15 protein-coding genes, 2 tRNA genes and 1 pseudogene are annotated in these 18,214 nt (G+C 58.9%); 14 read left to right on the top strand and 4 right to left on the bottom strand.

Annotated features, from left to right (window positions below; genetic code table 11):
- Window positions 1–40 precede the first annotated feature (40 nt).
- Window positions 41–1,321, bottom strand: coding sequence for an urea ABC transporter substrate-binding protein (urtA, locus tag AB1E42_RS05710; RefSeq protein WP_368346027.1), 1,281 nt, complete (start codon window positions 1,319–1,321; stop codon window positions 41–43).
- Window positions 1,322–2,052: 731 nt separating this feature from the next.
- Window positions 2,053–2,143, bottom strand: a tRNA-Ser gene (locus tag AB1E42_RS05705).
- 217 nt (window positions 2,144–2,360) lie between these two features.
- Between AB1E42_RS05705 and AB1E42_RS05700 the strand changes: the two genes are divergently transcribed.
- The 9 genes from AB1E42_RS05700 to AB1E42_RS05660 all read left to right on the top strand — a co-directional run bounded on the left by AB1E42_RS05700 (window position 2,361) and on the right by AB1E42_RS05660 (window position 10,857).
- Window positions 2,361–3,320, top strand: a complete 960-nt coding sequence (locus AB1E42_RS05700; RefSeq protein WP_368346026.1) for an SPOR domain-containing protein — start codon at window positions 2,361–2,363, stop codon at window positions 3,318–3,320.
- A 20-nt stretch (window positions 3,321–3,340) separates the two neighbouring features.
- A complete protein-coding gene (locus tag AB1E42_RS05695; protein WP_368346025.1) occupies window positions 3,341–4,519 on the top strand; it encodes a D-alanyl-D-alanine carboxypeptidase family protein in 1,179 nt (392 codons plus the stop codon).
- A 12-nt stretch (window positions 4,520–4,531) separates the two neighbouring features.
- A complete protein-coding gene (gene tmk, locus AB1E42_RS05690; RefSeq protein ID WP_368346024.1) occupies window positions 4,532–5,152 on the top strand; it encodes a dTMP kinase in 621 nt (206 codons plus the stop codon).
- Window positions 5,153–5,157: 5 nt separating this feature from the next.
- Window positions 5,158–6,306: a DNA polymerase III subunit delta' gene (locus tag AB1E42_RS05685; RefSeq protein ID WP_368346376.1), complete on the top strand. Its 1,149-nt coding sequence runs from the start codon at window positions 5,158–5,160 to the stop codon at window positions 6,304–6,306.
- Between the two features lie 8 nt (window positions 6,307–6,314).
- Window positions 6,315–7,124 carry a TatD family hydrolase gene (locus tag AB1E42_RS05680; protein WP_368346023.1) on the top strand — a complete coding sequence of 270 codons (810 nt, stop codon included), beginning with the start codon at window positions 6,315–6,317 and terminating at the stop codon, window positions 7,122–7,124.
- Window positions 7,124–7,924, top strand: coding sequence for an MBL fold metallo-hydrolase (locus AB1E42_RS05675; protein ID WP_368346022.1), 801 nt, complete (start codon window positions 7,124–7,126; stop codon window positions 7,922–7,924). The genes AB1E42_RS05680 and AB1E42_RS05675 overlap by 1 nt, the downstream gene beginning before the upstream one ends.
- 25 nt (window positions 7,925–7,949) lie before the next feature.
- Entirely contained in the window at window positions 7,950–8,879 is a 930-nt protein-coding gene (locus tag AB1E42_RS05670; protein ID WP_368346021.1) for an AEC family transporter, read from the top strand.
- Window positions 8,880–8,974: 95 nt separating this feature from the next.
- Window positions 8,975–9,586, top strand: a complete 612-nt coding sequence (locus AB1E42_RS05665) for a hypothetical protein (protein WP_368346020.1) — start codon at window positions 8,975–8,977, stop codon at window positions 9,584–9,586.
- Between the two features lie 179 nt (window positions 9,587–9,765).
- Window positions 9,766–10,857: a S8 family serine peptidase gene (locus tag AB1E42_RS05660; protein ID WP_368346019.1), complete on the top strand. Its 1,092-nt coding sequence runs from the start codon at window positions 9,766–9,768 to the stop codon at window positions 10,855–10,857.
- Window positions 10,858–10,912: 55 nt separating this feature from the next.
- Here the strand turns inward: AB1E42_RS05660 and AB1E42_RS05655 are convergent.
- A tRNA-Leu gene (locus AB1E42_RS05655) sits at window positions 10,913–10,999 on the bottom strand.
- Window positions 11,000–11,167: 168 nt separating this feature from the next.
- On the opposite strand from AB1E42_RS05655, the gene lipB reads away from it, so the two are divergent.
- The 4 genes and pseudogenes from lipB to AB1E42_RS05635 all read left to right on the top strand — a co-directional run bounded on the left by lipB (window position 11,168) and on the right by AB1E42_RS05635 (window position 16,424).
- On the top strand, window positions 11,168–11,824 hold the full coding sequence (gene lipB / locus AB1E42_RS05650; RefSeq protein WP_368346018.1) for a lipoyl(octanoyl) transferase LipB: 657 nt from the start codon (window positions 11,168–11,170) through the stop codon (window positions 11,822–11,824).
- 102 nt (window positions 11,825–11,926) lie between these two features.
- Window positions 11,927–13,821, top strand: a pseudogene (locus tag AB1E42_RS05645) (PhoX family phosphatase).
- A 234-nt stretch (window positions 13,822–14,055) separates the two neighbouring features.
- Window positions 14,056–15,729 carry a cytochrome c oxidase subunit I gene (gene ctaD / locus AB1E42_RS05640; protein ID WP_368346017.1) on the top strand — a complete coding sequence of 558 codons (1,674 nt, stop codon included), beginning with the start codon at window positions 14,056–14,058 and terminating at the stop codon, window positions 15,727–15,729.
- 152 nt (window positions 15,730–15,881) lie between these two features.
- Window positions 15,882–16,424, top strand: coding sequence for a DUF2244 domain-containing protein (locus AB1E42_RS05635; protein ID WP_368346016.1), 543 nt, complete (start codon window positions 15,882–15,884; stop codon window positions 16,422–16,424).
- Here AB1E42_RS05635 and AB1E42_RS05630 read toward each other — a convergent pair.
- Complete coding sequence (locus AB1E42_RS05630; protein WP_368346015.1) at window positions 16,405–16,863, bottom strand: GatB/YqeY domain-containing protein; 459 nt, start codon at window positions 16,861–16,863, stop codon at window positions 16,405–16,407. The two genes, AB1E42_RS05635 and AB1E42_RS05630, sit on opposite strands and share 20 nt — an antisense overlap.
- A gap of 162 nt (window positions 16,864–17,025) precedes the next feature.
- Here AB1E42_RS05630 and carA point away from each other — a divergent pair, with 162 nt between their 5' ends.
- Entirely contained in the window at window positions 17,026–18,186 is a 1,161-nt protein-coding gene (carA, locus tag AB1E42_RS05625; protein ID WP_368346014.1) for a glutamine-hydrolyzing carbamoyl-phosphate synthase small subunit, read from the top strand.
- The last annotated feature ends 28 nt before the right edge of the window (window positions 18,187–18,214 follow it).

Raw genomic sequence — 18,214 nt, 5'->3', positions numbered from 1 at the left:
TCAGGCGCGCGAGCACGAAGGCTCGCACGCCCAGAGGGTCTTAATAGTTCGAGGTCAGCTGAACGCAGGTCTCGGTTTCGGTATTGTACATACCGCAGCCAAGCTCTTGCCAGTCAGAGACCAGAACTGCCGACTCTGGCAAGTAGTCTGTCCATGCATCGCCTGGTACCTCTGTGGTCTGGCTGATGATGTCGAATTGACCGTCTGCCGTGATCTCACCAATCAGGACCGGCTTAGCCAAGTGATGGTTTGGCAACATCACGGCGGTGCCGCCAGTGAGGTTCGGGAACTCCTGCCCATACATCGCTTCGCGCACTGCATCGACGTCCGTTGTGCCTGCGTCAGTCACAGCGTTCACCCACATATTGAAGCCGATATAGTGGGCTTCCATCGGATCGTTGGTTACACGATCTTCTCCCATCTTTGCTTTCCAGGCTGTGACCCATTCGTCATTCAACTCGGATTCTGCGGACTGGAAGTAGTTCCAAGCGGCCAAGTGACCGACAAGATTGGTCGTATCAAGGCCCGAGAGTTCTTCTTCGCCCACCGAGAACGCAACCACGGGGATGTCATCCGCAGAGATCCCTGCCGCAGCCAGTTCTTTATAAAAACCAATGTTTGCATCACCGTTGATGGTTGAAATGACGCCGACCTGCTTGCCGTCCGCACCCAAGGCGACGACATCTGCAACGATGGTTGCCCAGTCAGAGTGACCAAAGGGCGTATAATTCACGAAGATATCTTCGGCCGCGATGCCATTATCCATCAGATAGGCTTCAAGGATGTTGTTGGTTGTCCGTGGGTAGACATAATCAGTTCCAAGCAGCGCAAATTTCTCAACGCCGAGTTCCTCAAGGAAGTAATCAGTCGCTGGGATCGCCTGCTGATTTGGCGCAGCGCCAGTGTAGAACACATTTCGCGAGCTTTCTTCGCCCTCATACTGCACCGGATAGAACATCAAACCGTTCAACTCTTCCAAGACGGGCAGCGCCGATTTGCGCGATACTGACGTCCAGGAGCCAAAGATCACGTCGACTTCTGATACAGTCAGCAGTTCACGGGCCTTTTCAGCAAAAAGCGGCCAGTCGGATGCCGGGTCAACCACGACAGCCTCGATTTCGCAGCCAAGTAAACCGCCGGCCGCGTTCTGATTTTCAATCAAAAGCTCCATTGTATCTTTGAGCGTGGTTTCCGAAATCGCCATGGTGCCAGAGAGCGAGTGCAAGACGCCTACTTTTATCGGGCCATCGCAAGCAAAGGCAGCTGTCGATGAAAGCAGACCAGCCGTGAGCAACGAAGAAAGGGGGAGGAGTTTAGCCATTATATACGTTCCAAGTTGCGCCATGGGCCTCTTGGGCGGTTTCAAAAATGCTCTAAAGCACTTTGAAAACGGTCGCAGACGACTTATCTGAAACCCACAGCAGTGATGTTGTCGTCTCGCGGGGAAACTATCTGCCAGGATGGGCCCTGCGGGACGTTTCAATGCCCATACAGGGCCCGCTCAACAAGCCACAGCAATTGCTGCAATGCCAATAAGTGCGCGACAGGGTGCTTGGGTTGATGAGTTTTCGCCCAATTATCGTTCGCGTTTGCCCCGACTGCCCAAAAAGTGACCGCTCGCACAACGCAAAAGCTGTCAAAACCCCATCAGTTTTTGCTGCACAGCAGCAAACCCGACTCGCGTTGAGGCCATATATCCGGTGATCATAGCGCCTTAGCTCAAAATCCCAGTTATTGGTCGGCCAAAAGGCTCCTAACTCACAGCCAAGCAACTAGGCTGATGATTTATAAGTATTTCAGTAGGTTGTGATGCACAAGCTGCCTTTTCTAAAAAGGTCGGCCCCACTTACGCTGGTGCCGATTTGGATCCCACATGAAGCGCCTGCGTCGGAAAATAGGAGGTTAAGTGTATACTCGGTGCAGAAATTCTAACTAATCGCGTTGATCAGGAATTCTTCAATATAGCGACAGTATGAGCAGTTTTTCGATGCTGTCAGCGTAAACCCCCGGAAAACGCGAGAGAACAACTGCGCTGACAGAGACAGGGGTCGCTGGCGGAGGAGGTGGGATTCGAACCCACGGAACGCTTTTGACGTTCAACGGTTTTCAAGACCGCCGCATTCGACCACTCTGCCACTCCTCCGGCGCATTTCCTTTACGCAGGCTAAAACGATTCTGCCAGTGGCGATCGTAACAGTCATTTTTCCGCCAACCGCCCGACCCCGCACTTTCAAATCAGGAAATCACAGTCTATCATTCTCAAGGGTTAGGCCATTTGGGCCGCGGGATAGAAAAAAGAGCATTCGGTTCGCAAAATCCGCGGGTTTTGCGGCGAAACACATACAAAAACGGGGGCAGTGATGACGTCACATTTCTTGCGCAGAGGAACGGCCGCCAGCGCCTTATGTGCGGTGGCTTTGCTCACCGCCTGCGCACCGGGCGAGGGCTTCGATTTCGGTGCCGCGTTGCAACGCAATCAAGCGACAACGGGCGCGGCACAATCTATCCAGCTGATCGAACGTGACGTCGAAGCGCCCGAAGTATTCCAAATCACCGCAAACGGTCTTTGGGACGGGCGCCCGTCGCTTGGCGGCGTATGGGTGGCACACCCCGATGTAATCGAGCCGGAACGCGTGATTATCCGCAATCAGGAAAACGGGAAATTCGTTATCGGTGCTCTTTTCCGGCGCGAACGCAGCACCCCCGGCCCCGCACTGCAAGTGTCGTCTGATGCGGCCGCGGCGATAGACCTGTTCGCTGGCGCGCCCACGCAATTGAATGTCACCGCGCTGCGGCGCGAGCAGGTTGCGGTGGAAGAACCGGAAGCCACGACAGATTTCGACAGCCCCAGAGACATCGAAGAAACCACGCTGGGCAACACCCTCGCCGGTGCCGCTGCGGCCATTGATGCGGCCGAAACAAGCATGGCGCTTCCGGACGGCGAGCCACGGCCAATCGCCCGTCCCTCCGGCCTCGCAGCGCCCGAGGAGGCAACCTCGGTTGCGCCCCCTGCTCCAGAGGCAGAAACCGTCACCCAACCAACGCCCCCTACCGAGCAGCCGACAACGGCGCTCAGCAACGGCCCGCTTGAGAAGCCCTTCATCCAGATCGGCATTTTCAACATTGAGGAAAACGCGATCCGCACGGCGGACATGATGCGCGAGTCCGGCATCATCCCGACCATTCTCGAACAAACGAGCCAAGGCCGCACCTTCTGGCGCCTGATTGTTGGCCCCGCAAGCTCGGCCCGCGAGCGTTCCGCCCTACTTGAGCAAGTGCGGGCCAAAGGCTTCGCCGATGCCTACTATGTGACGAACTAAAAAGAGGAAATCGCATCCCCATGACGCGCCAGCTTTGCCAGGCCATCCTTTTCGTCCTTGTTGCAGCCATCTCACCGGCAGCGCATGCCCAGTCTTTTGATACAAAGGCGCGTGCCGCGTTCGTCTATGACCTGACGACCGACACCGTGTTGATGGCCAAAAACGCCGATGAGCCGCTTCCGCCTGCGTCAATGTCCAAACTGATGACACTGTTCATGGCATTCGAGGCGATCGCCGACGGGAGGCTTCGGGTCGATGAAGAACTGACCGTCTCGCAACACGCGATGGATTATGGCGGCTCGTCGATGTTCCTGCGCGCGGGCGAGCGTATCAGCGTCGAAGACCTGCTGCGGGGGGTCATCGTGCTGTCAGGCAACGACGCCAGCGCAGTGATTGCCGAGGCGCTGTCTCCCGATGGCACGGAGGGTGGCTTTGCCCGCCTCATGACAGACCGCGCACGACAGCTGGGCATGAACAACTCGACCTTCACAAACTCGAATGGCTGGCCGGCAGCTGGGCACCGCATGTCGGTGCGCGATCTGGGGATTTTGGCCCAAAACCTGATCACCGAATTCCCGACTTTCTATCCGCTGTTCGCGCAGGAAGAGTTCAATTTTGATGGGCGTGTCCCCGCCAACTCGCGCAATCGTAACCCTGTGCTGAGTATGAATATCGGCGCTGATGGCCTCAAAACAGGCCACACGCAGGAGGCAGGCTACGGCCTTGTCGGCTCGGCAAAACAGGGTGATCGGCGCATCATCTGGGTGATAACAGGCCTCGATACCGCCGCTGACCGTGCGGTTGAAAGCGAGCGCATCGTCACTTGGGCCTTCCGCCAATTTGCCGAACGCGAGGTCGTAAGCGCTGGTACCGAACTGGCCCGCGCCGATGTATGGATGGGGCTTTTGCCCAATGTCGGGCTGACCGTCGAAGATGATATTCACCTGCTCGTTCCCGTGATCGGCGACAACGCCATCTCAGCCGAAGTTGTCTACGATTCCCCCATCGCCGCGCCAATCCGAAAGGGCCAGCAACTGGGTGAACTGGTGATCACTCTGGAGGGCCTGCCCGAAACGCGCGTGCCGTTGGTGGCCGAAGAATCCGTTGTCGAAGGCGGCTTCGCGATACGGCTGCGCACCGCGGCGCAAGTTCTGCTCAGCAAAATCGCACCACAGCAACCCGCCGCTGACGGCACCTAAAGGGCAGTCCGCGTGACGCAGGGAATATTCATCACCTTCGAAGGTATCGACGGCTCGGGTAAATCTACCCAAGCCCGCCTCCTCGCCGAGCGGCTGCAATTCAGCGGGCGCAAGGTGGTGCTCACGCGCGAGCCTGGTGGCAGCGAAGGCGCCGAGGAAATAAGGCAATTGCTGCTCACTGGCGATCCAAACCGCTGGTCGGCAGAAACCGAATTGCTCCTGTTCAATGCGGCCCGCCGCGACCATCTCGAAAAAACCATTCGCCCCGCCCTCGCCGAAGGGGCGGTCGTGATTTCTGACAGGTTCGCGGATTCAACCCGTGTTTATCAGGGCGCCACTCGTGGCGATCTGCGCGGCGCCGTTGAGCAGCTGCATTCCATTATGATTGGACAGGAACCGGATCTGACCTTCATCATTGATATGGACCCCCAAATCGCGCTCGAACGCGGCTTGGCCCGCAGCTCGGGCGAAGACAGGTTCGAGGATTTCGGCCTTGGATTCCAAGAAACACTCCGGCATGGTTTTCTCACGCTTGCAAAGGCGCACCCCTCACGATGTCTGGTCGTGGACGGAAATCGCGCCGTCGAAGCCGTCGCAGCAGAAGTCGCCGCACAATTCGAGGCACGCCAATGAGCGTCATGATCGACGCCCCCGAAGCGCTTGAAGAACCTGACCGCCTCGAAGGCGTCCCTCACCCGCGTGAAACCAGCCGCCTGATCGGGCAGGAACCGGCTGAAGCCGCATTTCTTGCTGCCTATAATGCAGACAGGCTGCATTCAGGTTGGCTGCTGACAGGCCCTAAAGGCATCGGCAAAGCAACGCTGGCATGGCGCATTGCCCGCTTCCTGCTCTCCCGCCCGCTGTCAGGGGCAGAGAGCGGCCCAAGCCTTTTCGGTGACGCGCCAATCGCCCCCGCCAGCCTCGATACCGACCCCAACAATCATGATGTGCAGCTCGTGGCCGCTGGGGCCCATCCACGGCTCTTTGTCATCCGCCGTGGCCATGACGAAAAAGGCCGCCTGCGCAAGGAAATCACCGTCGACGCCGTACGCGGCATCAAGTCATTCTTCGGCCTTTCCGCCGCGGATGGCGGACGGCGGGTGGTGATCGTCGACAGTGCCGACGAAATGAACCGCAATGCCGCCAACGCCATCCTGAAGGAACTGGAAGAGCCACCCGCAAACACCACTCTCCTTCTGGTATCGCATCACCCCTCCAAACTCCTTCCCACCATTCGTTCCCGCTGCCGCGAGCTGCGTCTCTCGCCTTTAACTGAAAGCCAGATAGCCGAGGCAATGCCTGCTGCCGGTTTTCCCGCGCCAGAAACCGCTGCATTGGCCGCGCTCTCCGGCGGCTCAGTGGGAGAGTCCATCCGATTGTTGTCGCATGAGGGTCTGCATCTCTACCACGAGATCGTCACCCTCCTCTCAGGTCTGCCCAATTTTGACCGTCCAACCGCTATCGCGCTCGCCAATTCCTGTAGTTCCAAAGGGGCAGATGTCCGCTACACGCTTCTGCTGGACCTGATCCTGACCTTCCTTGCCCGCTGTGCGCGCACGGGCCTTTTGGGCGAACCATCGCTGCAAGGCAGTTCCGGCGAGGCCCGCCTTCTGACGCGGCTGTCACCGAACGACCGCGCTGCCCGTGCGTGGGCCGATCTGACACAAGAGCTTTCCGCTCGCGCCGGTCACGCCCGCGCGGTCAACCTTGACCCCTCCGGCGTCATCCTAGATATGCTGTTCAAGATCGAAGAAACCGCCGCAAAGCACGCCGCGGCCACCGTCTGAGGCCAAGGATGACGCACAGACCGCCCCAAATCGTCGATAGCCACTGCCATCTCGACTTCTCCGATTTCGACGGTGAGCGCGACGACATCATTGCCCGCGCGGCCGAGGCCGGTGTGACGCGGATGGTCACCATCTGCACCCGCCTGCGCAACGAACTGTCCGTCCGCGCGATAGCCGAGGCATACGATCCCGTATTTTACGCCGCCGGAACCCACCCGATGTCTGCCGCCGAAGAACCACTGGCCTCGGTTGAAGACCTCGTTTCCCTCGCTCAACATCCGAAATTCGTCGGTATAGGCGAGAGCGGGCTTGATTATCACTACACTGCTGACAGCGCCGAAATTCAGCAACGCTCGCTGAACATCCATATCGAGGCCGCGCAGGAAACCGGATTGCCCCTGATCATCCACGCCCGTGCCGCCGATGATGACATGGCCCGCATCCTGAGCGAAGCCTATCACCAGCGCCCCTATACCTGCGTGATGCATTGCTTCTCCAGCTCGGCAGAACTGGCCCGCGCGGCGCTTGATCTGGGCTTTTACCTGTCAATGTCCGGCATCGCAGCCTTCCCCAAAAGCCAAGAGCTGCGCGATATTTTCGCGGCGGCACCCTTGGAACGTATTCTGGTTGAAACCGACAGCCCCTACCTTGCCCCGCCGCCGCACCGTGGCAAGCGTAATGAGCCTGCCTACACGGCGCATACGGCCCGTGTCGGCGCAGAAGTATTCGGCCTGACAGTCGAAGACTTTGCCGCCGCGACAACCGCCAATTTCGACCGACTGTTCTGGAAAGCCGCACAATGGAAGGCCGCCGCCTGATGACAGAGTCACTTCGCTTCCGCATTCTGGGCTGCGGCTCGTCGGGCGGCGTTCCGCGCCTCGGCGGCCACTGGGGCGATTGTGATCCGTCAAACCCGCGTAATCGGCGCACACGCTGCTCGGCGCTCGTCACCCGCGAAGGGCCGGATGGCACCACCACCGTGCTGATCGACACCTCACCCGACCTGCGCCACCAATTGCTCGACGCAGATGTCGGTGCGCTCGACGGGGTCATCTATACGCATTCCCACGCCGATCATGTCCACGGCATCGACGATCTGCGGATGATCGTCTTTAACATGCGCGAACGCCTGCAAGTCTGGGCCGATGGTGACACTTCCGATGCTCTCCTCTCGCGCTTCGGCTATGCCTTCGTGCAGCCAAAAGGCTCGCCCTACCCGCCGATCCTCGATCTCAACCCTCTTGATGGCCCCGTCAGCATCTCCGGCGCGGGCGGTGACATCACCTTCACCCCGTTCCGCGTCAATCATGGCAGCATCGACGCCCTCGGCTTCCGTATCGGCTCGCTGGCCTACCTGCCGGATGTGGCCGAAATTCCTGATAGCGTCTGGCCAACACTTGAGGGGCTGGACTACTGGATCGTTGATGCGCTGCGCCGCACACCGCACCCCACCCATGCACATCTCGACAAAACGCTTGAGTGGATCGCCCGCGCCGCGCCAAAAAATGCAATCCTGACGAATATGCACATTGATCTGGACTACGCGACCGTTGCCGCCGAAACCCCCGAGCATGTGACGCCCGCCTATGACGGCATGGAAATCACCCTACCTATCTGATCCACATTCCTGAAAGGCTGGTCGGATGGCTGCGCTCCTCGATGTCATTCTGCCCGTCTTTTTGGTGGTGGGCTTCGGCTATGTTGCCGTCTGGCGCGGGCTTTTCAGCGACCAAGGCACAGATGCCCTGATGAAATTCACCCAAGGATTCGCCATTCCTTGCCTTCTGTTTAGCGCCATTGCCAATCTCGACCTTGCCCAGAACTTCCGCGCAGACCTGCTGCTGAGCTTCTATGTTGGCGCGTTCTCAGGCTTTGCAGCCGGTCTTCTCGGCGCACGCTTCCTTTTCGGCCGAACATGGGAAGACAGCATCGCCATCGGCTTTGTCGGCCTCTTTTCCAACTCGGTGCTTCTCGGCCTGCCCCTCACCGAACGCGCCTACGGGGCCGATGCGCTCTCCGCCAACTTTGCCATCGTCGCCTTACATGCGCCGTTTTGCTACACCATCGGCATCACCGCGATGGAAATCGTGCGCAACCGCGATGCCGGCCTTGCCGCCCTTCCGGGCAAAGTATTCCGCGCAATCTTCCGCAATGCGCTGCTGATCGGCATCGGGCTTGGCTTCGTTGTGAACCTCTCCGGCATTACCCTGCCCTCTGCCCTGACCGACGCGATTGACATGATGATCCGCGCCGCCCTGCCCGCAGCCCTTTTCGGCCTCGGCGGTGTGCTCTACCGTTACCGCCCCGAAGGAGACATTCGTGTCATCCTGTTCATCGTGGGCGTCTCACTCATCCTACACCCGACGGTCACCTTCACCCTCGCAAAGCTGACCGGCCTCGACCGTGACGGCCTGCGCAGCGCCGTTCTCACCTCCGCGATGGCGCCGGGGGTGAATGCCTACCTCTTCGCGAATATGTACGGCTCCGCCCGCCGCGTTGCAGCATCGAGCGTCTTGATCGCGACCGCCCTGTCGCTGTTCACCGCATGGGGCTGGCTCTCGCTGCTGCCCTAAAGCCCGCCAATACCTGCCCGCCTTCCACGGTATTTCCCTGCTTCCAACAAAGCGCCGTCCAATTAGGTAGCAATCCTTTCGCCAGTTCGGCACAGTTGACCGAGACACCGGAAAAGGAATGCCCCCTGCGCGTCAAGCGGCTCATTGTTAGATTCCTCTGCCTCGGCGTGGCGCTCGCTCTTTCGCCGCAGGTCACGGTCGCGCAGTCGTTTTGGGAGCGCACCGACCTTGCAAGCCTCTCCCTCGGCTCGCCTCTCTCGGACAGAACACGCGCCGTCAGCCTCGACAGTTATCTCCTTTCCACCGGTGCATACGAATCCTTTGCCCCGCTCTACGGCACCGGACGCCGCACCATTCGCGCACTGTTTCGCACCGACATCGGCGCGAAAACCGAGGGTCTTTGGGGCTTTGCCACACCTGAATCCGCGCCCAGCTATGATCTTTCCGCTGGCCTATCACTGGGCCTGACCCATCGGATCGACATTGATGAAAACCGTTCCGTCACTCTGATGGTGCTATTCAGACTGGGCGAATGGCTCTCCGAGGATAGCTGCACCGCCGACTACGGTGCCATCGGCGGCGCACGCGAGGTTAACTGCCGCCTCTCAGGCTCTCCTCTGCCACCAGAAGAAACACTGGATTACCTCTGGGAAGAGCGCACACCTGATTGGGGTTTGATTCGCTTCGCCTATACAATCCGCTTTTAAATTTCCGGCGCGGCGACTCATTGGGTCGGTACGATCAACAATATGTTGTTTACCCCATTATTGTCGGGAAACCTGCTCCGGCGCCGGTTACTGCCAAAATTTTTGCACGATTAATATCACGCTAAAGTTGTTTCGTGTTAGGATGCCTCCATAACCCACTTTTTTGGGAGGAAGCTGCCATGACCCATTTCAAATCCGCAATCGGCGTTGCCCTTGCGACAACCGCTCTCACACTCGCCAGCGTCACCGCCCTGCCGGCGCAGGGTTTTGACATTGTCGCCTTTGCCCCACCAGAAGGCAAAGGACCGAACAAGGACAAAGGCGGCGATGGCGGCGGCGACCCTCCGCCCCCTCCACCCAGCACAACTTATTACGACTGGATGGATTCCGATGTTCAGGGCGTTTGGGACACGGGCGCAATCGGCGTAGGCGCCACGGTAACTGTCGTTGACGATTACTCCAGCGGCGACATCTTCGAAGGTAATCTCGATGGTGCTGGCGTCATTCTCCAACACCACGGTGACTGGACATCCGATCAGGTGCGCCTGCTCGCGCCGGGTGCCAATGTTGTCGAACGTGACTGGACGTCAAACGGTCCGGTTAAGATGGGATCTGGATTCAATGTTCTAAACCTCAGCTATGGAATGATCGCCAATGACGGTCTCAATGTCGATAACCTGCTGTGGTCAAAACGCGAGCAAACAATCATCGACGCTGCGACCAGCGGTTCGGCATTCGTTGCAAAGTCCTCAGGCAATGACTGGGGCGCGGCTGTTGGAACTGCGGTAAACGGAACGAGAGACTATCTGAACGAAGCATTGATCGGAGCCGCATCGGCCGTATTTGTTGGTGCGTTGCGCAATAACGGCGATGCCAATGCGCTAGCCTCCATCGCCAGCTACTCGACGATTGCAGGCAGCAACGAAACGGTACAAGCGCAATTCCTCGTCGTCGGTGTTGAAGGTGGCGAAACCACTGCTGATGAACTCGCGAATTACGGTGCGGATTGTGGGGCGGCGGCTGGTCACTGTCTCTACGGCACATCCTTCGCCGCACCTGTTGTCGCAGGTTACGCTGCGCTCCTTGGCGGCAAATTCGGCACCGAAGATCCCCTCCAGATCAAAACGCGCCTCCTCACTACGACCGACCGTGACACGCTCGTTGATCTGGGCGCAACCGGCTGGGGCGCCGAGGACTTCGCCACCTACGGCCAAGGCGAAGCCAATGTCTTGCGAGCGATGTCGGTAAATAGCCCCCTCACCGCGAACTGATAATACCACCAAAAGCAGAAAAGCGCCCCGTTTCAGGGGCGCTTTTTCTTTTGAATGGTGCGGTCGAGAAGACTCGAACTTCCACGGGAGTTACCCCACAGCGACCTCAACGCTGCGCGTCTACCAATTCCGCCACGACCGCACTGTCTAGGCTTGGTGACGCGCTCTCTACCGAAGGGCGCAGGGCTTGTGAAGAGGCAAAATGCAGAAATTGTCCGCGATCTTCTCACATCGCGGGATGACATTTCCCGCGCTAGCCCGCATATGAATGTAAACCGGCCGGAAAACCCATCAAAACAGCGGAAAACAGATGGTAGAGTGGATCATTGCAGAAGGGCTCACCGCCTATGACGATGCCGTCGCCTTCATGGAAGCGCGCGCCGAAGCCATCGCGGCTGGCACGGGTGATGAACTGATCTGGCTCGTGGAGCACCCACCGCTCTACACCGCCGGAACCTCCGCCAAACGCGAAGATCTCACCGATCCCGAGCGGTTCCCCGTTTTTACCTCCAAACGTGGCGGCCAGTATACCTACCACGGCCCGGGTCAGCGTGTGGCCTATGTCATGCTCGATGTCGGAAAGCGCGGCCACGACGTGCGCCGCTTTGTGCAAGATCTCGAAAATTGGGTCATCGCGGCCCTCGCCGAGTTCAACATCCACGGCGCAATCCGCGATGGCCGCGTCGGCGTTTGGGTCGAACGCCCCGAAAAACCGCGCCTTCCCGATGGCTCCGTCGCAGAAGACAAAATTGCCGCAATCGGCATCCGCCTGCGCCGGTGGGTGAGCTTTCATGGCATCTCGATTAATGTTGACCCAGACCTGAGCCATTTCGACGGCATCGTCCCCTGCGGCATCCGTGATCACGGCGTCACCAGCCTCGTCGATCTCGGCCTCCCAGTTGCGATGGACGACCTCGACAACGCACTGCGGCGCACCTTTGATACGGCCATCACCCCGCGTTCATAGCGTCCGTTACAAAAGCTTTATCCACTCGTAACGAATCCGACAATCAAAGCCTCTAGCCACGGTCGCGGAAATGATCCGCAACCTTAGCTACAGGGCTTTGTCATGAAAGACATCAATACCGTTAACTTGTCCGCAGACGATTGGGATGAACTCAACTTCCCGCGTCCCGAAACCAATGATTTCGACAATGTTGTCGAACGCGCCATTTCCCGCCGCGGCTTTCTTGGCGGCGTTCTGGCATTCGGATCGGGCGCTGCTGTCATGGGAACGGGGCTTCTCAGCAGCACCTCCGCACAAGCACAGACTGCGAGCCGCTTCCCGTTCACGCCAATCGCGGCACAAACCGATTTCACCGTCCATGTGCCGGAAGGCTACAACTGGAAGGTTCTCGCGCGCTGGGGCGATCCGCTCATGTCAGCAGGCGCTGGCTACGATATCACCGATGGCGGGTCTGTCTCCGGCTCAGATCTGGTTTTCGGTGAAAATACCGACGGCATGGAAACCTTCTCCTTCAACGGCCACGAACTGATTGCGATCAACCATGAATACACCAACCGCGGCATCAATCTCCCCTCCGCGCAAGACGGAACACCAGCCAACGCCGAAGACGTGCGCAAACTGCAAAACCTGCAAGGCGTCACAGTCATGGAAGTTCGAGAGGCCGAAGGCGGATGGCAGCTCGTCACCGACAGCCCGTTCAACCGCCGTATCCACCACAATACCCCAATGAAAATGACAGGCCCCGCTGCTGGCCACGATCTCCTAAGACGGATGCCGATCCCACCGGCACCGAAAGCCTCGGCACCTTCAACAACTGTGGCTCCGGCAAAACCCCTTGGGGCACCTACCTGACCTGCGAAGAAAACTTTAATGGCTACTTCGGCTCGACCGATGCCACAGCAAGCTACCCAGAAAACGTCGCCGCAGGTTACAGCCGCTACGGCGTGCCAGTCGAAGGTTGGGGCTACGACTATCACAAGTGGGATGCCCGCTTCGACACCTCGAAAAACCCCAACGAACCGCATCGCGCTGGCTGGGTTGTCGAAATAGACCCGACCAACCCACAAAGCACACCCGTGAAACACACCGGCCTTGGCCGCTTCAAGCACGAAAACGCCGAGGTGGTGCTCGCGCCTGATGGCCGCGTGGTTGTTTACATGGGCGACGACGAGCGCGGTGAGTTCCTCTATCGCTTTGTGTCGAACGGCACCTATAGCCCGGAGGCGTCCACTGAAGGCTTGCTGGATGAAGGCACGCTCTATGTCGCGCGCTTCAACGATGACCAAACGGGCGAATGGCTTCCGCTGACACCAGAAACCACAGGCATGAGCGTTGCCGAGATCCTGATCTTTTCGCGCATCGCCGGATCGGCAGTTGGTGCAACCACGATGGATCGCCCAGAGTGGATCGCTGCAAACCCTGTTGCGGTCGAGGCATATTGCTGCCTGACCAATAACAAGAACCGTGGCGTCAAACCCAACGCGGGTGGCGACGACACGCCTGCGAACGGACCAAACCCGCGGGAGGTCAATAACTACGGTCAGATCGTCCGCTGGATGCCACATAACGATGACCATGCCGCAGATACCTTTGATTGGGATCTCTACGTCATGGCAGGAAATCCCGATGTGCATTCCGACGCCTACGCAGGCTCCGAAAATGTGACTTCGGGCAACCTGTTCAACGCTCCCGATGGCATGGCGTTTGACAGCAACGGCCTCGTCTGGATCCAGACAGACGGCGATGACAGCAACGAAGGTGACTTTGGCGGCATGGGCAATAACCAGATGTTGGTCGGCGATCCCGTTACCGGCGAGATTGCACGCTTCCTGACCGGCCCGAACGGCTCCGAGGTGACGGGCCTGACATGGTCGGCAGACCGCCGCACAATGTTTGTTGGCATCCAGCACCCCGGTGGCAGCTGGCCCGATGGCAACGGCCTGCCGCGTTCGTCTGTCATTGTGGTCAAGCGCGACGACAACGGACAAATCGGTTAATCACCTGACCGCACCACAACGTGCCGCCCCACTCGGGCGGCACGTTTTTTTGTGCAAAAGGCATATGTTGGCAATTCCACGGCCCCATCCCTTTGGGCCAAGTGCGCCAATTTATCTCAACAGATTATTCTGATTGTTTGTTGCCCCTCATGTCCCATCGCACTAGAACCGGACCAAAGGCGGGGCGACTCTGGTCAAACCGTTTTCGAGTTGTAGCCAATATGGGAGTGCCAAATGGCAGACGCAGCCATCCACGGCCATGAACACGAAGACACACGGGGCTTCTTTACCCGTTGGTTCATGTCCACCAACCACAAAGACATCGGGATCCTGTATCTCTTTGTTTCAGGTCTGGTCGGGTTTATCTCGGTCGCCTTCACCGTTTACATGCGCCTCGAGCTCATGGAACCGGGTGTACAATACATGTGCCTCGAAGGCGCACGCTTCACGGCAGCTGCCGCGGGCGAATGTACCCCTAACGGCCACCTCTGGAACGTCTTGATCACCTACCACGGTGTGTTGATGATGTTCTTCGTCGTGATTCCCGCGCTTTTCGGTGGTTTCGGCAACTATTTCATGCCGCTGCAGATCGGTGCGCCGGACATGGCCTTCCCGCGAATGAACAACCTCAGCTTCTGGATGTATGTCACCGGCACCGCGCTTGGTGTTGCGTCCATGCTGGCACCAGGCGGCAACGGCCAACTCGGTTCCGGCGTTGGCTGGGTGCTCTATCCGCCGCTCTCCACCAATGAGGCAGGTATGTCGATGGATCTCGCGATCTTCGCCGTCCACGTCTCTGGTGCGTCCTCGATCCTTGGTGCGATCAACATGATTACCACCTTCCTGAATATGCGCGCGCCGGGCATGACCCTGCACAAAGTGCCACTGTTCTCATGGTCGATCTTCGTGACTGCATGGCTCATCCTGCTGGCCCTGCCGGTTCTGGCTGGCGCCATCACCATGCTGCTGACCGACCGCAACTTCGGGACGACATTCTTCGATCCGGCAGGCGGTGGTGACCCTGTGCTCTACCAGCACATCCTGTGGTTCTTCGGCCACCCCGAAGTGTACATCATCATCGTACCGGCCTTTGGTATCATCAGCCATGTGATCGCGACTTTCTCCAAGAAGCCGATTTTCGGCTACCTGCCGATGGTCTACGCAATGGTTGCCATTGGTGCGCTTGGCTTCGTTGTCTGGGCCCACCACATGTACACCGTTGGTATGTCGCTGACTCAGCAGTCCTACTTCATGCTGGCCACCATGGTGATCGCGGTTCCGACCGGGGTTAAGATCTTCTCGTGGATCGCCACCATGTGGGGCGGGTCGGTAGAGTTCCGCACCCCGATGCTCTGGGCCTTCGGCTTCCTGTTCCTCTTCACCGTCGGCGGTGTGACAGGTATCGTCCTGTCGCAAGCAGGTGTGGACCGTGCCTACCACGACACTTACTACGTCGTTGCGCACTTCCACTATGTGATGAGCCTCGGCGCCGTGTTCGGTATCTTCGCAGGTATCTACTTCTACATGCCGAAGATGTCCGGCCGTATGTTCCCTGAGTGGGCAGGCAAGCTGCACTTCTGGGCCATGTTCATCGGTGCCAACCTCACCTTCTTCCCGCAGCACTTCCTGGGTCGTCAGGGCATGCCGCGCCGCTACATCGACTATCCTGAGGCGTTCGCCTACTGGAACTACATCTCGTCGATCGGCGCCTTCATCGCCTTCGCATCCTTCGTGTTCTTCATCGTTCTGCTGTTCTACACGCTCTTCGCTGGCAAGCGTGTGACCGAGAACAACCCGTGGAACGAATACGCAGACACGCTGGAATGGACCCTGCCTTCCCCGCCGCCGGAGCACACTTTCGAGACGCTCCCCAAGCAAGAAGACTGGGACAAAGTCCACGCACACTAATGCTGCAAGGCTTGTGAACAAAAGACCCCCGACAGCACCGCTGCCGGGGGTTTTCTTTTGCCCCGCCATCAGCGGCAAAATTGCACAGCCCACGCCCCTTTTCACAAAACAGCTGCGCCCTAATTCAGCGCTGACATGTTAAAAGGTTCCCCATGCCCCACGAATGGACCCCAACGCCGCCGCCCTTTGCCCTCCCCCGCGATCCCGAAAGCCCGATCGCCAGCCTGTATCTCTGGCCGTATCGCTCGCTTCCGAAACGTGGCTTTGTGCTGTTCATTGGCCTCACGGCGGTGATGATCGCGCTGCCGCTGCTCGCAGTGCTCGGTACTCCGGTGCTCTGGGGGCTGTTGCCCTTCATGGGGCTCGCCTTGGCGGGTGTCTGGTGGGGGCTGGGGCGCAGCTATCGGGACGGGTCACTGGTCGAGGAAATGCAAATCTGGCCCGATAAGGTCGAACTCACGCGCCACAATCCAAACCGCCTACGGCAGAATTGGTCCGCCAATCCGCATTGGGTGCGGGTCAACCGCTACGAAAAAAATGGCCAGATCGAGAACTACCTCACGCTCACCGGCGGCGGCCGCGAGGTCGAACTCGGCGCATTCCTGACAAAACAAGAGCGCCTCACACTCTATCAAGAGCTGAACGAACTGTTTTCCGACCTGAAAAAAGGACGCCTCAGTTCAGGCGATCTTTGACCATTGGTCCGGCTTTGCCAAAATCCATCTGTCCGGTGTACTTTGCCTTCAGGGCAGCCATAACGTTGCCCATATCACGCAGGCCTTCGGCACCGACTTCCGCAATCGCGGCACTAATTGCGGCATCAACCTCATCCGCATCCAGCTGACGCGGCAGGAAGTCCTCGATGACCTCGATTTCAGACCGCTCCTTCTCAGCCAGTTCCAGCCGCCCGCCCTCTTCGTAGGCGCGCGCGCTTTCCTGTCGCTGCTTGACCATCTTGCCCAGAATGCCGAGCACAACATCATCGGTTACGGCACTTTCCTCGCCATCACCACGCGCGGCAATGTCCCGATCCTTGATCGCGGCATTGATCAGGCGCAACGTCGAGAGGCGCTCGGCCTCCTTGTTTTTCATCGCGTCCTTCAATGCTGCGGAAATCCGGCTACGCATGTCCATTGGCAGTCCTCATGGCAAAGCAAAATCAAGACCCCCATTTAGCCTGCCATGCCAGTTATGACAACTCATCATCTAAACCGCCTCATCTACGGCTATCGGCCTTGACCCGCCCCTCCCAGTCCCTTAGGACCACGGCGATTTGACCTTTCCGGAGTCGCTGCCATGGCCCAACGCATTCAGGATAAACCTACCGCCTGTCTCGCCCTTGCCGATGGCACATTGTTCTACGGGAAAGGCTTCGGCGCCACCGGCCAGACAACCGCTGAACTGTGCTTCAACACCGCCATGACCGGCTATCAGGAAATCATGACCGACCCCTCCTATGCAGGGCAGGTCGTCACCTTCACCTTCCCCCATATCGGCAATGTCGGCGTCAACGCCGAGGATGACGAAACCGGCGATCCGGTAGCAGAAGGCATGGTCGTCAAATGGGATCCGACGGAACCTTCCAACTGGCGCGCAACAGAGGAACTGACAGCATGGCTCACCAAGCGCGGCCGCGTCGGCATCGGCGGCATTGATACCCGCCGCCTGACCCGTGCGATCCGCCAGCAAGGTGCTCCCCATGTCGCACTGGCGCATGACCCCGAGGGAAATTTCGACGTTGCCGCCCTCGTCGCTGCGGCGCGCGGCTTCTCAGGCCTCGTTGGCCTCGACCTCGCGAAGGAGGTCACTTGCAGCCAGTCCTACACATGGAACGAAATGCGCTGGGCTTGGCCCGAAGGCTACGCTCCGCAAACCGCACCGCGCCACAAGGTCGTCGCGCTTGATTTCGGTGCCAAGCGTAACATCCTGCGCTGCCTCGCCTCCGCGGGTTGCGATGTGACCGTACTGCCTGCCACCGCCACCGCCGAGGAAGTGCTCTCGCACAACCCCGATGGCGTGTTCCTCTCCAACGGTCCGGGCGATCCGGCGGCAACCGGCAGCTATGCCGTGCCGATGATCAAACAGGTTCTGAACACAACGGACCTGCCCGTCTTCGGCATTTGCCTCGGCCACCAGATGCTCGCCCTCGCCCTCGGCGCAAAGACGATCAAGATGAACCACGGCCACCACGGCGCCAACCATCCCGTTAAGGATATGGAAACCGGCAAGGTGGAGATCACCTCGATGAACCACGGCTTCACCGTGGATAGCCAGACCCTGCCCGACGGCGTGAAAGAAACCCACGTTTCGCTGTTCGATGGCTCGAACTGCGGCATTCGTATGACCGAACGGCCGGTATTTTCTGTGCAATACCACCCCGAAGCAAGCCCCGGCCCGCAGGATAGCTACTACCTCTTCGACCGCTTTTCTGAGGCAATGGACGCCCGCAAGGCCTAATTCACCCGTGGCCTTAACCAGCTGTTAA

The organism is Pelagovum sp. HNIBRBA483 (assembly GCF_040931995.1).
GTDB lineage: Bacteria > Pseudomonadota > Alphaproteobacteria > Rhodobacterales > Rhodobacteraceae > JAEPMR01.
The sequence above is the reverse complement of the archived record's forward strand: the minus strand, read 5'-3'. Positions and strand labels throughout refer to the sequence as shown.